General features: G+C 74.0%; 11 protein-coding genes. 4 read left to right on the forward strand and 7 right to left on the reverse strand.

What is annotated here, in order from left to right; translation table 11 throughout:
• Nucleotides 1-59 precede the first annotated feature (59 nt).
• Entirely contained in the window at nt 60-1208 is a 1149-nt protein-coding gene (locus EV189_RS06405; protein ID WP_130492127.1) for an endo-1,4-beta-xylanase, read from the forward strand.
• Between the two features lie 269 nt (nt 1209-1477).
• Here EV189_RS06405 and EV189_RS06410 read toward each other — a convergent pair whose 3' ends face one another.
• Both EV189_RS06410 and EV189_RS06415 read right to left on the reverse strand, forming a co-directional pair.
• A complete protein-coding gene (locus tag EV189_RS06410; RefSeq protein ID WP_130492128.1) occupies nt 1478-4267 on the reverse strand; it encodes an aconitate hydratase in 2790 nt (929 codons plus the stop codon).
• A 74-nt stretch (nt 4268-4341) separates the two neighbouring features.
• Entirely contained in the window at nt 4342-5049 is a 708-nt protein-coding gene (locus EV189_RS06415; RefSeq protein WP_130492129.1) for a lysophospholipid acyltransferase family protein, read from the reverse strand.
• A gap of 78 nt (nt 5050-5127) precedes the next feature.
• Here EV189_RS06415 and EV189_RS06420 point away from each other — a divergent pair, with 78 nt between their 5' ends.
• Together EV189_RS06420 and EV189_RS06425 are read left to right on the forward strand one after the other, a co-directional pair.
• Nucleotides 5128-5898, forward strand: a complete 771-nt coding sequence (locus EV189_RS06420; protein ID WP_130492130.1) for an alpha/beta hydrolase — start codon at nt 5128-5130, stop codon at nt 5896-5898.
• Between the two features lie 19 nt (nt 5899-5917).
• Nucleotides 5918-6577: a hypothetical protein gene (locus EV189_RS06425; protein ID WP_130492131.1), complete on the forward strand. Its 660-nt coding sequence runs from the start codon at nt 5918-5920 to the stop codon at nt 6575-6577.
• A gap of 65 nt (nt 6578-6642) precedes the next feature.
• On the opposite strand, the gene EV189_RS06430 is transcribed toward EV189_RS06425, so the two are convergent.
• The 3 genes from EV189_RS06430 to EV189_RS06440 all read right to left on the reverse strand — a co-directional run bounded on the left by EV189_RS06430 (nt 6643) and on the right by EV189_RS06440 (nt 10186).
• Entirely contained in the window at nt 6643-8400 is a 1758-nt protein-coding gene (locus EV189_RS06430) for an Ig domain-containing protein (RefSeq protein ID WP_130492132.1), read from the reverse strand.
• Nucleotides 8401-8568: 168 nt separating this feature from the next.
• On the reverse strand, nt 8569-9234 hold the full coding sequence (locus tag EV189_RS06435) for an endonuclease/exonuclease/phosphatase family protein (RefSeq protein WP_130492133.1): 666 nt from the start codon (nt 9232-9234) through the stop codon (nt 8569-8571).
• Nucleotides 9235-9238: 4 nt separating this feature from the next.
• Nucleotides 9239-10186, reverse strand: coding sequence for an ROK family glucokinase (locus tag EV189_RS06440; RefSeq protein WP_130492134.1), 948 nt, complete (start codon nt 10184-10186; stop codon nt 9239-9241).
• 269 nt (nt 10187-10455) lie between these two features.
• On the opposite strand from EV189_RS06440, the gene EV189_RS06445 reads away from it, so the two are divergent.
• A complete protein-coding gene (locus EV189_RS06445) occupies nt 10456-12228 on the forward strand; it encodes an AMP-dependent synthetase/ligase (RefSeq protein ID WP_231116131.1) in 1773 nt (590 codons plus the stop codon).
• Here EV189_RS06445 and EV189_RS06450 read toward each other — a convergent pair.
• Both EV189_RS06450 and EV189_RS06455 read right to left on the reverse strand, forming a co-directional pair.
• Nucleotides 12219-13349 carry a glycosyltransferase family 4 protein gene (locus tag EV189_RS06450; protein WP_130492135.1) on the reverse strand — a complete coding sequence of 377 codons (1131 nt, stop codon included), beginning with the start codon at nt 13347-13349 and terminating at the stop codon, nt 12219-12221. The two genes, EV189_RS06445 and EV189_RS06450, sit on opposite strands and share 10 nt — an antisense overlap.
• Nucleotides 13346-14044, reverse strand: coding sequence for a class I SAM-dependent methyltransferase (locus tag EV189_RS06455; RefSeq protein ID WP_130492136.1), 699 nt, complete (start codon nt 14042-14044; stop codon nt 13346-13348). The genes EV189_RS06450 and EV189_RS06455 overlap by 4 nt, the downstream gene beginning before the upstream one ends.
• Nucleotides 14045-14078: the final 34 nt, after the last annotated feature.

The following is a 14078-nucleotide window of genomic DNA, read 5'->3' on the forward strand; positions in this document are numbered from 1 at the left end:
GGCGGTGGGGCCGCGTACGTGGGGAACGGCCCCCCGCCACGAACACGAGGGAGTGCTTCGTGAAGCTGCGACGTCTTGTGACTGCGGGCGCCATCGGCGTCTCCGCGGTGCTGGCGGTCACCTCCACGGGGATCGCGTCCGGCTCGTCGGTCCCGTCCGACTCGCTGCGCGCCCTGGCCGACGACTACAACCTGAAGATCGGGTCGGCGATCATCCCCTTCGACCTCGACAACCCGGCCTACGCCAAGGTCGCGGGCGAGCAGTTCTCGTCGGTGACGCCGGGCAACGAGATGAAGTGGGAGACGGTCGAGCCGACCCGCGGGACCTACGACTGGTCGAAGGCCGACCGGCTCGTGTCCTTCGCCGAGGCCCACGGCCAGCAGGTCCGCGGCCACGTGCTGCTGTGGCACAACCAGCTCCCCGGCTGGCTCACCTCGGGCGTCGCCGACGGCAGCATCACCAAGGCCCAGCTGCGCGACCTGCTCCAGAAGCACATCACCGACGAGGTGGCGCACTTCAAGGGCAAGATCTGGCAGTGGGACGTGGCCAACGAGTTCTTCGCCGACTCGTGGAGCCCGCAGCCGCTGGCCAACGGCATGAACGGTGACGACTTCTGGGTGAAGAACCTCGGCACGGGGATCGTCGCCGACGCCTTCCGCTGGGCGCACGCCGCCGACCCGAAGGCGCTGCTGTTCTACAACGACTACAACATCACCGGCGCCGACGGCACCAACGCGAAGTTCCAGGCGGCGTACGACTTCGTGAAGTCGCTCAAGGAGCAGGGCGTCCCGATCGACGGCGTCGGCGAGCAGGGCCACCTCGACACGCAGTACGGCTTCCCGACGAAGATGCAGCAGGACCTCCAGGCCTTCGCCGACCTGGGCCTGCGCGTGGCGATCACCGAGGCCGACGTCCGCACGTTCGTCGAGCAGACGGACGACAAGCAGACGCCGACTGACCAGCTCGCCATGTCGGCCCAGCCGTTCTACTACGACCAGATGCTCAAGGCCTGCCTCGCGGTCCGCAGCTGCATCTCGTTCACCGTCTGGGGCTTCGGCGAGGCCGACTCGTGGGTCCCCGGCTGGTTCACGGGCGAGGGCTACGCCGGCATCTACAACACCGACGTCCAGCCCAAGACGGCGTACTACACGCTGCAGCAGGACCTCCAGCTGGCGCAGGACGGCGCGCAGAAGCGCAAGCACCACTAGCCCTCCCGCGCTGCCCGACGGCGGTGCGTCCCGGTCCGACCCGGGGCGCACCGCCGTCCCGCGTCTGCGAACAGGGGCACCCAGTAGCGCTCGGACGCGCACTGGGTGCCCCCGTTCAGAACGGCGCGGCCCGCCGCCGACCGAACAGGGGCACCCAGTGCCGCTCGGACGCCCACTGGGTGCCCCCGTTCGGTCGCGGGGCGGCGGCCCGGACGTGCCACTGGCCCGGCCCCCCGAGGGGACCGGGCCAGTGGCGTCAGTGCGGTGGACTAGCCGATCAGCGAGCGCAGCACGAACTGCAGGATGCCGCCGTGGCGGTAGTAGTCCGCCTCGCCGGGGGTGTCGATCCGCACGCGCGCCTCGAACTCCTTCTCCCCCGCCTTCACCGTGACCGTCCGCGGCGTCGTGCCGTCGTTGAGCGCGGTGACCCCGGTGATGGAGAACGTCTCCTCGCCGGTGAGGCCCAGCGACTCCGCGCTCTGGCCCTCGGGGAACTGCAGGGGCAGCACGCCCATCCCGATGAGGTTCGAGCGGTGGATGCGCTCGTACGACTCGGCGATGACGGCGCGCACGCCAAGCAGCGCGGTGCCCTTGGCGGCCCAGTCGCGCGAGGAGCCCGAGCCGTACTCCTTGCCGGCCAGGATGACGAGCGGCGTGCCCGCTGCGGCGTACGCCTGGGCGGCGTCGTAGACCGTCGTCACCGGGGCGTCGGCCTGGGTGAAGTCGCGGGTGAAGCCGCCCTCGGTGCCGGGCGCGATCTGGTTGCGTAGCCGGATGTTCGCGAACGTGCCGCGGATCATGACGTCGTGGTTGCCACGGCGGGAGCCGTACGAGTTGAAGTCCCGCCGCTCGACGCCGTGCTCGGTGAGGTACGCGCCGGCCGGCGAGTCCGCCTTGATGGAGCCCGCCGGGCTGATGTGGTCGGTCGTCACCGAGTCGCCGAGCTTCAGCAGCACGCGCGCGCCGGAGATGTCGGTGACCGGGGCCGGCTGCTCGGCCATGCCCTCGAAGTACGGGGGCTTGCGCACGTAGGTCGAGCCCTGGTCCCAGGCGAAGGTGCTGCCCTCGGGCGTCGGCAGCGACTGCCAGCGCTCGTCACCGGCGAAGACGTCGGCGTAGTCGCGGGAGAACATCTCCGACGCGATCGCCGAGTCGACGACCTCCTCGATCTCCTGCGAGCTCGGCCAGATGTCGCGCAGGTAGACGGGCGACCCGTCCTCCCGCGTGCCGAGCGGCTCGGTGGTGATGTCGATGTCCATCGTGCCCGCCAGCGCGTACGCGACGACGAGCGGCGGGGACGCGAGGTAGTTCATCTTCACGTCGGGGTTGATGCGCCCCTCGAAGTTGCGGTTGCCGGAGAGCACCGAGACGACGGCGAGGTCGTTCTCGTTGACCGCGGCCGAGACCTCCTCGGGCAGCGGGCCCGAGTTGCCGATGCAGGTCGTGCAGCCGTAGCCGACGAGGTTGAAGCCCAGCTTGTCGAGGTACGGCGTGAGCCCGGCCCGCTCGTAGTAGTCCGAGACGACCTTCGAGCCCGGCGCCAGCGTGGTCTTCACCCACGGCTTGCGCGACAGCCCGGCCTCGACGGCCTTCTTCGCGAGCAGCGCCGCGCCGATCATCACGCTCGGGTTGGAGGTGTTGGTGCAGCTCGTGATCGCCGCGATGGTGACCGCGCCGTGGTCGAGCTCCACCTCGGTGCCGTCGGACAGCGTCGTGCGCACGGGGTTGCTCGGGCGGCCGGAGACGTCGCCGACGATCGCGGAGGCGACGGCGGGGACGTCGTCCTCGGCCGCGGTGCCGACCGCGATCGGGTCGGAGGCGGGGAAGGTCTCCTCGACGCCCTCGTCGACGCGCGTCTCGGGGGCGGCCGAGGCGTAGTTGGCGAGCGCGGTGCGGAAGCCGGCCTTCGCCTCGGAGAGCGAGACGCGGTCCTGCGGGCGCTTCGGCCCGGCGAGCGACGGCACCACGGTGGAGAGGTCGAGCTCGGCGTGCTCGGAGTAGACCGGCTCGGCCGACGGGTCGTGCCAGAGGCCCTGCTCCTTGGCGTAGGCCTCGACGAGCGCGACCTGCTCTGCCGAGCGGCCCGTCAGCTGGAGGTAGCGCACGGTCTCGTCGTCGATCGGGAAGATCGCGCAGGTGGAGCCGTACTCCGGGCTCATGTTGCCGATGGTGGCGCGGTTCGCGAGCGGCACCGCCGAGACGGCCGGGCCGTAGAACTCGACGAACTTGCCGACCACGCCGTGCTTGCGCAGCATCTCGGTGATCGTGAGGACGAGGTCGGTGGCGGTCGCGCCCTCGGGCAGCTCGCCGGTCAGCTTGAAGCCGACGACGCGCGGGATGAGCATGCTCACCGGCTGGCCGAGCATCGCGGCCTCGGCCTCGATGCCGCCGACGCCCCAGCCGAGCACGCCGATGCCGTTGACCATCGTCGTGTGCGAGTCGGTGCCGACGCAGGTGTCGGGGTAGGCCCGCAGGGTCCCGTCGACGCCGCGGGTCATGACGACGCGGGCGAGGTGCTCGATGTTGACCTGGTGCACGATGCCGGTACCCGGCGGGACGACCTTGAACTCGTCGAACGCCGTCTGGCCCCAGCGCAGGAACTGGTAGCGCTCGCGGTTGCGCTCGTACTCCAGGTCGACGTTGCGCGCGAAGGAGTCCGGCGCGCCGAACAGGTCGGCGATGACCGAGTGGTCGATGACGAGCTCGGCCGGGGCGAGCGGGTTGATCTTGTCCGGGTCGCCGCCGAGGTCGCGCACGGCCTCGCGCATGGTGGCGAGGTCGACGACGCAGGGCACGCCGGTGAAGTCCTGCATGACCACGCGCGCCGGCGTGAACTGGATCTCGGTGTCCGGCTCGGCGGCCGGGTCCCACGCGGCGAGGGCGCGCACGTGCTCGGCGGTGGTGTTGGCCCCGTCCTCGGTGCGGAGGAGGTTCTCGAGGAGGATCTTCAGGCTGTAGGGCAGGCGCTCCTGGCCCTCGACGGCGGAGAGCCGGAAGATCTCGTAGGCCTCGTCCCCGACCTGCAGCGTCCCCTTGGCCCCGAAACTGTCCACGCTCACGGCGTCTCCTCCTCGATGCGTACGGCCGGTCAAGTCTGCCTTGCCGCCCGCACCGCCGTGGAGGCGGGTCGCTGCTACGCCGCGCGCTGGGCCGCCGCGGCGGCGGCCGCCGCCCTGCCCTTGACCGAGGAGGCGTAGATGTCGACGTACTCCTGGTCCGACAGGCGCATCAGCGCGTACATGATCTCGTCGGTGACCGAGCGCAGCACGAAGCGGTCGGACTCGAGCCCGTAGTAGCGGGAGAAGTCGAGCGGCTCACCGATCCGGATGCCGACCCTGCCGGGCTTCGGCAGCACCTGGCCGGGCGGTTGGACCTTCTCCGTGTCGATCATGGCGACTGGGATGACCGGCACACGGGCCTCGAGCGCGAGGCGGGCGACGCCGGTGCGGCCGCGGTAGAGCCGGCCGTCCGGCGAGCGGGTGCCCTCGGGGTAGATGCCGAACAGCTCGCCGGCCTCGAGGACGCGCAGACCCGTACGCAGCGCCGCCTCGCTCGCACGGCCGCCCGAGCGGTCGACGGGGGTGGCGCCGACGCCGCGGAAGAACCACGCGGTCAGCCGGCCCTTGAGGCCCGGGGTGTCGAAGTACTCCGCCTTCGCCATGAAGGTCGTGCGCCGCGGCACGACGAGCGGCAGGAAGAAGGAGTCGGAGAACGAGAGGTGGTTGCTCGCGAGGATCGCCGCACCCTCGGCGGGCACGTGCTCGAGCCCCTCGACCTCCGGCCGGAAGAACAGCCAGAGCAGCGGGCCCACCAGCACGCGCTTGAGCAGCCAGTAGAACATCGGGCCAGGCTAGAGCAATCCGGCCCCTCGCAGGCACGACCGACAGACAAGCCCGCCGTGGCGTGGGAGCATGGGGCGGTGCGGGTCCGGGCGGACGCAGCGGCATTCTCCAGCGACGGGCACCCCTCGGCTGCGGGCCGTGTCGGGGTGCTGCTCTGCCACGGCTTCACCGGCTCCCCGCAGTCGCTCCGCCCCTGGGCCGAGCACCTCGCCGGGGAGGGCCTCGCGGTCCGCCTCCCCCGGCTCCCGGGGCACGGGACGAGCTGGCGCGAGATGGCGCTGACCTCCTGGGAGGACTGGTACGCCGTGCTGGAGCGCGCGCTGCTGGACCTGCGCGGGCAGTGCGACCGGGTCGTCGTGGCGGGGCTGTCCATGGGCGGCACGCTCGCGCTGCGCCTCGCCGAGACCCACGCGGTGGACGGGCTCGTCCTCGTCAACCCCAGCGTGCTGAGCACCAACCGGCTGCTGCCGCTGGTGCCCGTGCTGCAGCACGTCGTGCCGAGCGTCGCCAGCATCGCGAGCGACGTCGCGGCGCCCGGCGTGACGGAGACGGCATACGACCGGGTGCCGGTCCGCTCGGTAGCCGCTCTGCGCCGGCTGTGGGCGCTGACCCGGCAGGACCTCCCGCTCGTGACCGCGCCGCTGCTGGTCTTCCGCTCGGCGGTCGACCACGTGGTCGAGCCGGTCAACACCGACGTGGTGCTGGCTGGGGTCTCCTCGACGCAGGTGGAGGTCCACGTGCTGGAGCGCAGCTTCCACGTGGCGACGCTGGACCACGACGCCCCCCGCATCTTCGCCCGGTCGGCGGAGTTCGCCCGGGGGCTCGCGCTCGAGGAGGCCCTGCCGTGAGCGGCCAGGAGGCCCGGTCGTGAGCGGCCCGGACGAGCGCGAGGACCGCGTCGAGGTGGCCGTCCTCGCAGCCGAGCACGTCGACGCCGCGGTCATCCTGCTGCACGAGGCCGGGCTCGACGTGCGCGCGCTGCGCCTCGAGGGTGACGCGAGCGGGCGGCGGCGCATCCTCGTCGCGCCCGACGAGGCGGACCAGGCGCACCAGCTGCTCGCCGAGCGCCTGCCGCAGGCGGTGGAGACGCGTACCCACGCCGGGGGCATCGCCGACGAGCCCGCCGCGGCCGACGGTGCGGTCGATGACCAGGCCTGGGCAGAGATCGTCGCGGCCTTCCGTGCGCCGGCGGCCGACGTCTCGGGGCGGAGGCTCCCGCCGCCGGTCCAGCCGCCCGCTCCCGTCCAGGCGGCCGAGCTGCCCCCCGCGCTGGACCCCCTCGACGTCGAGGAGCACTTCGAGCCCGAGCCGCCTCCGCCGCTCCCCCGCCTCGGCTGGCTGCTGACCAGTGCCTGGGTCGGTGTGGTCGGCACCCCGCTGCTGTTCCTGCTGGCGCTGTGGGTCCACGTCGACGTGACGGGCTGGCTCGGCGCCGCGGGGGTCGCGGTCTTCGTCGGGAGCTTCCTCGTGCTCGTCAGCCGGCTCGGCGACGGGCCGGACGACTGGGACGACGGCGCGGTCGTCTAGCCGCCCGGCGCGCGGACGAGCAGACCGGGGCCGCCGGCACTGCGCGGCGGCCCCGGTCGAGCGCCCTACATGTGGACGGTGACCTGCTCGCTCACCGAGCCGGCGCTGTTGGTGGCGGTGACCGTCACCACCGCCGTGGCGTAGGCCGGCTTGGGGCTGCGTCCGTTGAGCTTCACCGAGCCGGGCTTGGCCGTCGCCACCATCCACGACGGGGCGCCGCTGACCGTCATCGTCGCGCCGCCGGAGGCGGTGATGATGTCGGTGAGGCTCGTGCCCGGCGCGAGCTTGACGTCGGTCGAGCCGCCGTTGAACACCGGCGTGGCGAGGACGCTGAGGGCGAGCTTGCCGCTGCCCTTGCCGACCGAGTTGGTCGCCTTGATCGTGATGTACGCCGTCCCCGCCGTGCTCGGGGTGCCGCTGATGAGGACCCCGTCCGCGCTGGGGCTGGACGTCAACCCGGCGGGCAGCCCGTAGACCGCGACGGCCGGGGCGGGCGAGCCGCTCACCGGGATGTCGATGCTGTACGGCTGCCCGACCGGAGTGCTGGCCGTGCCCGGGCTCGCCACCACTGGCGCCGTGAGGTGCGAGGCGATGGCGATGGAGTACGGCCCGCCCTCGATGGCGCCGTCGAGCACGTACCCGGTCTGGTCGACGTCCTTCAGCTCGATGGACGGCGTGACCGGCTGGCCGTTGGCCTGCAGCCGCCCGAGGTCGTCCAGCGTGAAGTCGGCCAGGTCGGGGTCGCCCGGCGTGCCGTCGCCGACGTGCGTCACCCGCAGGCTGGCGTCGATCTGGTGGCCGTTGGCCTCGAGGCGGATGAAGTTCTGGTAGCTGTTGTTGGGGTCACCGAGGTTCGACAGGTGCCGCCCCGTCACCGTGATGACGACGCCGTGGTCCTCGGGGAAGAACACGCACTGCCCGTTGTTCCCCTGGTGGCAGTCCATCCCCGTGACGGTGGGCGCCTCGGCCGTGAAGTTCCCGCCCGAGCTGACGGAGTGGGAGCGGATGTCGCTGTTCCACTGCGGGCTGGCCGACTTCACCTGGATGAACAGCGGCAGCGGCGCCGCGCTGTCGGGGTACTGCGCGCCGCGGTCGGTGTAGAGCCGCGCGGTCACCGACCCGTCGGGCTGGTGCACGATGTCGTACAGGTCCTGGTTCGAGCCCATCGTGGTGGCCGGGGTGTTGACCTGGTTGAAGGCGTAGATCGCCGGGTCGTCCAGCAGCTGCCCCCGCAGCGTCACGTGGTCGCCGCCCTCGCTCGCCGAGGTGGGCGAGGGGGCGCCGTTCGCGTCGTGGATCGTGACCGAGGTGACCGCCGGGATGAGCGCGTCCAGCTCGTGCGAGCCGCTCTCGACGTAGTACGGCCCCTCGTAGGTGGGGCCCTCGAAGCGGATGAACATCTGGATGCCGTTGAACGGGCTCGACGCGATCGCCGACGCCTGCCCCAGGCTGAGGTCCGGGTTCGTGAACGTCAGCGTGGTGCCGTCGTCGGACACGACCGGAGCGGCGGTGCTGCTGGAGCTGCCGATGTCGTCCTGCAGCAGGATGCTGCTGGCGTCGTCGTCGGTGTCGTAGTCCACCTCGGTGATGCGCTGGAGGTCCGTGCCGTGCACGGTGATGCGGTGGCTCGAGCCGCCGAACAGGCTCATGTCCCCGGCCGGTACGCCGGCCGCCTCCACCGACGAGACCGTGAACAGCACGGTCGACGGCACGCTGGCCTGCGCCGGTCCGGCCAGGGGCACCGTGCCCGCGGCCGTGCCCGCGGCCGCCACGGCGGCGCACAGCACCACCCGCTGCGCCCGCCCCCTCAGTCCACTCGTCATCTGCTCTCCCCAGGCGCACCGGGTGCGCGGTCAGCGCCCACGCGCGTCTGCTGGGCGTCGCGGTGACCCTAGGGGCGGGCGCGTCCCCGCGGGCCCGAACGGACCTTCGGGCAACGATCCCGGGTGGCGCCCGCTCCAGCCTCGCCATGAGGTACGCGGCCGGGCGCCTCAGGGCAGGTCGAGCTCGGCCAGCACGGGCAGGTGGTCGGTCGCGACCGGGAGGTCGGCGCCGTCCACGACGTCGTGCGGCACGATGCAGCGCGCGACCCGCAGCCCCGGGCTGACGAGCACGGCGTCGATGCGCCGTGCCGGCCGCCGCGCCGGGAACGTCGGACCGCCCTCGGGGCAGGCGTCCCGCAGCCCCGCCTCCGCGAACGCCGCCCACGCGGGCCCGCCGGGCGGTTCGTTGAGGTCGCCCGCCACGACCCACGGCCCGGAGCCGCGCGACCGGAGCACCGCGAGCACGTCGGCGGCGTTGCGCTGCCGCTCGTCGGGCCGCAGCCCGAGGTGGACGCTGGCGACGTCGACGTCCCCGAACCGGGCCACCGCGACTCCCCGGGCGTGCAGCCCGGGCGTACGCCGGAAGCGCACCGCCGCCGCCTCGTCCACCGGGATCCCGGCGCGGACGAGCAGGGCGGGACCGTGCGCGGCGCGACCACCGCAGGCCAGGCGCAGACCGCACTCCGCAGCGAAGCGCTGGAGCAGCCACCGCTGCAAGGGGAACCGCGGCGCCTCCTGCAGGCAGACGGCGTCGGGAGCGCAGGCGCGGACGACGCGGGCGGCGGCCGCCCGGTCGTCGCGCAGGCTGCGGACGTTGTACGTCAGCAGCCGCACCGGGTCAGACGCGCGCGAGGTCCGCCGCGCCCACCACGCCGGCGTCGTTGCCGAGGGTGGCCTGCCGGATCTGGGCCAGCGGCCGGTACGCGCGGCCGGTCAGCACCTCGGCGTACGTGCGCCGGGCCGGCTCGAGCAGCAGGTCGCCCGCCTCGCTGACGCCGCCGCCGATGACGAAGCAGGCCGGGTCGAGGATCGCGGCGAGGTCGGCGAGCCCCTGGCCCAGCCAGCGGCCGACCGACTCGAACGACGCGATCGCCACGGGGTCGCCCTTGCGGGCGGCGTCGGTGACGTGGAGGCCCTCGACGCCCTCGGGCGAGCCGTCGCCGTAGCTCAGCAGCAGCGCCGCACCCGGACGGTCCTCGGCCGCGCGCCACCGCGCCTCGCGGACGAGCGCGTTGCCGGAGGTGTACTGCTCCCAGCAGCCGCGGTTGCCGCACCCGCAGGGCCGGCCGTTGGGCTCCACGCGGTAGTGGCCCACCTCGGCCGCGACGCCGAAGCGGCCGCGGAACAGCTGCCCGCCCAGGATGATCCCGCCGCCGATGCCGGTGCCGACCGTCACGCAGACGACCTCGGTCTCGCCACGTCCGGCGCCGAAGTGGGCCTCGCCCCACGCCGCGGCGTTGGCGTCGTTCTCGATGACCACGGGGAGGCCGAGCGCCTGCTCGAGCTCGTGCTTGAGCGGGCGGTGCCGCCAGCCGCCGAGGTTGGTGAGGAAGAGCACCGTCGCGCGCTGCTCGTCGATGAAGCCCGGGGCCGCGACGCAGACGGCCTCGACGTCCGGGTGCTGCTCGCGCAGCTCGCGGACCGCCCCCAGGATGGCCCCGATGGTCGCGTCGGCGCCGGTCGCGGGCGTCGACTGGCGCGTGCGCGCGTGGATGCGCCCCTCCTCGTCGACGACGGCAGCGGCGACCTTGGTGCCTCCGAGGTCGACCCCGATGGTCAGTCCCACGGCAGTTCCTCCACTCGAGCGCGCAGGCCTGGGGCCCGGTCTGGCTGGGGCACGTCACGCCCGCGCGGCGGACGGCGACGCGCAGGACGGCGGGGTGGCTCGACGACGAGCCGGTACGTGACGGTAGTGGCAGGCGCGCGCGCCGGGCCCGGCGGCCCCGTACCGGCGTCGGGCCGGGGCGCGTCGGACGGCGGCGATGTCGTGCCCGTCCGCACGGAGGGTACCGGTCAGCGGCAGTAGGGTCGTCACGAGCGCGAGGAGGCGGTTCGGTGCAGGACTTCGGCGGGAGCCTCACGGGCATCGTGTGGGACCGGGCCGCTCGCGACCCCGGGTTCGCGATGCTGAGCCGCCGCACCGGGACCGCGTGGAGCGACGTCAGCGCGGCGGCGTTCCGCGACGAGGTCGTCGCCCTCGCCAAGGGGTTCGTGGCCACCGGGCTGCAGCCGGGCGAGCGGGTCGCGCTGATGTCGCGGACGCGCTACGAGTGGGCGCTCATCGACTTCGCGGTGTGGGCCGCCGGCGGCGTCGTGGTCCCGGTCTACGAGACCTCCTCGGCGGAGCAGGTCGGCTGGATCCTGCAGGACTCGGGCGCGAGCGTCGTCGTCGTCGAGACCGCGGAGCACGCTGCGACGTACGACGCGGTGGCGGGCTCGCTGCCGACCGTGCGCGACGTCTGGCGCATCGAGCCCGCGGGCGAGCAGGGCAGCCTCGACGACCTGCGCGCCTGCGGCACGGGGGTCGCCGGTGCCGACGTGGAGGCGCGGCGCACCGCCGTCCACCGCGACGACCTGGCCACGGTGATCTACACCTCCGGCACGACCGGGCGGCCCAAGGGCTGCGAGCTCACCCACGGCAACTTCCTCGCCGAGGTCGAGGGCATCCTCGAGGGCGTCCACGAGGTGTTCGGCAAGCCGGACGCCGCGGCGCTGCTCTTCCTGCCGCTCGCGCACGTGCTCGCCCGGGTCTTCCAGCTCGCCGTGCTCGCCGGCGGGGTGCGCCTCGGGCACACCGCCGACGTGAAGAACCTGCTCGCGGACATGGAGGGGTTCAGACCCACCTTCCTCCTGGCCGTGCCGCGGGTCTTCGAGAAGGTCTACAACGCCAGCGAGCAGAAGGCCGAGGCCGCCGGCAAGGGCCGGGTGTTCCGCCTCGCGGCGGACACCGCGGTCGCCTGGAGCGAGGCGCGCGACACCGGTCACGCCGGCCCGTTCCTCCGCGCCAAGCACCGGGTCTTCGACCGGCTGGTCTACGGGAAGATGCGCGAGGCGCTCGGAGGGCGGGTCGAGTTCGCGGTCTGCGGCGGCGCCCCGCTCAGCGAGCGGCTGGGGCACTTCTTCCGCGGCATCGGGCTGACCGTCCTCGTCGGCTACGGCCTCACCGAGACGACGGCGGCGGCGTGCGTCAACACGCCGAGCCGTACCCGCATGGGGACGGTCGGCCCGCCGCTGCCGGGGGTCGAGGTGCGCACCGACGCGGACGGCGAGATCCAGGTGCGCGGCGGGATCGTCTTCCGCGGCTACGCCGGGGACGACGTGGCCACCAAGCAGGCGTTCACCGACGACGGGTGGTTCCGCACCGGGGACCTCGGCCACGTCGACGCCGACGGCTTCCTCCACATCACCGGGCGCAGCAAGGACATCCTCGTCACCGCGGGCGGCAAGAACGTCGTCCCGGCCACGCTCGAGGACGTCATCCGGGAGCACCCGCTCGTCAGCCAGTGCGTCGTGGTCGGCGACGGGCGGCCCTTCGTCGGCGCGCTCGTGACGCTCGACGAGGAGGCGCTGCCGGCGTGGTTCGAGACGCGGCGCCGCCCGGCGCTCCCCCTCGCCGAGGCGGTGCGCGACCCGCAGGTGCTGGCCGGAGTCCAGGCCGCGGTCGACGCCGCCAACGTGCACGTCTCGCGCGCGGAGTCGGTCCGCCGGTTCCGCGTGCTCGACGTCGACTTCACCGAGGACAGCGGCCACCTGACGCCCTCGATGAAGGTCAAGCGCAAGGAGGTCATGCGCGACTTCGCCGCGGAGGTGGACGCGCTCTACTCCTGAGCTGAGAGCAGCGCCTCCAGCCGGCCGACGGTCCGCTCCCAGCTCCAGGCCCGCTCGACCCAGGCCCGGCCGGCCCGGCCCATGGCCCTCGCCCGCTCGGGGTCGGCGAGCAGCTCGATGACACGCCGTGCGGTCTCGTCGACCGACGCGCCGGGGACGACGAAGCCCGTACGCCCGTGCAGCACCGCCTCGGGCGCGCCGCCCGAGTCCCCGGCCACGACGGGGAGCCCGCAGGCCGCGGCCTCGAGGTAGACCATGCCGAGCCCCTCGACCTCGAGCCCGGCGCGGCGGGAGCGGCAGGGCATCGCGAAGACGTCGCCCGCGGCGTAGTGCTCGGGCAGCTCCGCCAGCGGCACCGGTCCGGTCAGCACCACCGAGCGGGTGCCGGCGGCCAGCCCGCGCAGCCGCTCGGCGTCCGTGCCGCCGCCCACCAGCAGCAGTGCGGCCTCGGGCACCGCCGCGAGCACCTGGGGCCAGGCGCGCAGCAGCGTGTCCTGGCCCTTGCGCGGGACCAGCCGCGACACGCACACCACCACCGGCCGGTCGCCGAGCCCGTGCCGGGCGCGCACGCGGCCGCCGTCGACGTGCGGGGAGAAGCGCTCGAGGTCCACGCCCGGAGCGAGCCGGTGCAGCCGGCGCCGCCCCGCGTCGCTGAGCGCGGCGCCCACCGCCTCCCCCGTCCAGGGTCCGAGCACGGTCAGCGCGTCCACGCCGTCGCCCACGGCGCGCAGCACCCGGCGAGCCCCGGGGACGCGCGCCCACCACACCTCGTGCCCGTGGGTGGTGGCGACGACCGGGCCGTCGACCGCACGGCGCAGCGCCGGAGCGAGCAGGCCGAGGGGGGCCGCGGCCGCGACCCACGCCGCGCGGCAGCCCTCCTCCCGGGCGAGCGCGGCGGCGGCACGCGCGACGGACGGCTCGGGGAGCACGATGCCGCGCGGGTGCCGGACCACGCGGAACGGCAGGCCACGGTCGTACGCCGCGTCCCCCGCCTGCCCACGGGCGTAGACCACGACCCGGTCGGGAGGCAGCCGCTGCACCACCGCCTCCACGAACGACTCGATCCCGCCCTGCCGGGGCGGGAAGTCGTTGGTGAGGACGAGGGTGCGCGGGAGGCTCACCGGCGTACGGCGGTCGCCAGCAGCGAGATCCCGGGCAGCCCGCCGACGGGCAGGACCCGCTCGGCGACGACGACGGCCCGGCAGGCCGCGTTGAGCGCGGGGTGCGGGTCGTCGAGGTCGGAGCCGGTCGACGACCGGCGCCGCCAGCGCGCGACCGGGGCCATGAGGACGTTCCACGAGCGCAGCTCGCGCAGCTCGAACCCGCCGCCGGCGACGAGGTCGCGCAGCCCCTCGCGCTCGTAGCGGCGGACGTGCCCGACAGCCACGTCGTGGGCGGACCAGTTGCGCATGCCGGCGGGCACCGCGACGAGCAGGGTGCCGCCGGGCCGCAGCACCCGGTGCAGCTCGCGCAGCGCGGCCGCGTCGTCGGGGATGTGCTCGAGGACGTCGAAGGCGACGACGAGCCCGATGCTCGCGTCCGCGACCGGGAGCCGCGTGGCGTCGCCCCTGACCACGTCGAGCCCCCGCTCGTGGGCGACGGCGGCGCCGTCCTCGCCGTACTCCAGGGCGAGGGAGCGCCAGCCGGCCGCGCGGAGGACGCGGGTGTTGCCGCCTCCCGCCGCCCCCACGTCGAGCGCGGTCCCGGGCGTGCCCGGCACGCGGCGCAGGGCGGCGGCGAGCAGGGCGCGGCGCTCGGCGTACCACCAGTGCCGGTCCTCGAGCGCGGCGAGCTTGCGTACCTCGGTGCCTTCCACGGAGCCGCATCCTGCCCTACCGGCGGGCGCGACC

This window comes from Motilibacter rhizosphaerae (assembly GCF_004216915.1).
GTDB lineage: Bacteria > Actinomycetota > Actinomycetes > Motilibacterales > Motilibacteraceae > Motilibacter > Motilibacter rhizosphaerae.

Excerpts from the sequence above, each read along its gene's own strand:
- EV189_RS06415 (WP_130492129.1), bottom strand. The coding sequence starts at position 5,049 with ATGTTCTACTGGCTGCTCAAGCGCGTGCTGGTGGGCCCGCTGCTCTGG.
- EV189_RS06430 (WP_130492132.1), bottom strand. The coding sequence starts at position 8,400 with ATGACGAGTGGACTGAGGGGGCGGGCGCAGCGGGTGGTGCTGTGCGCC.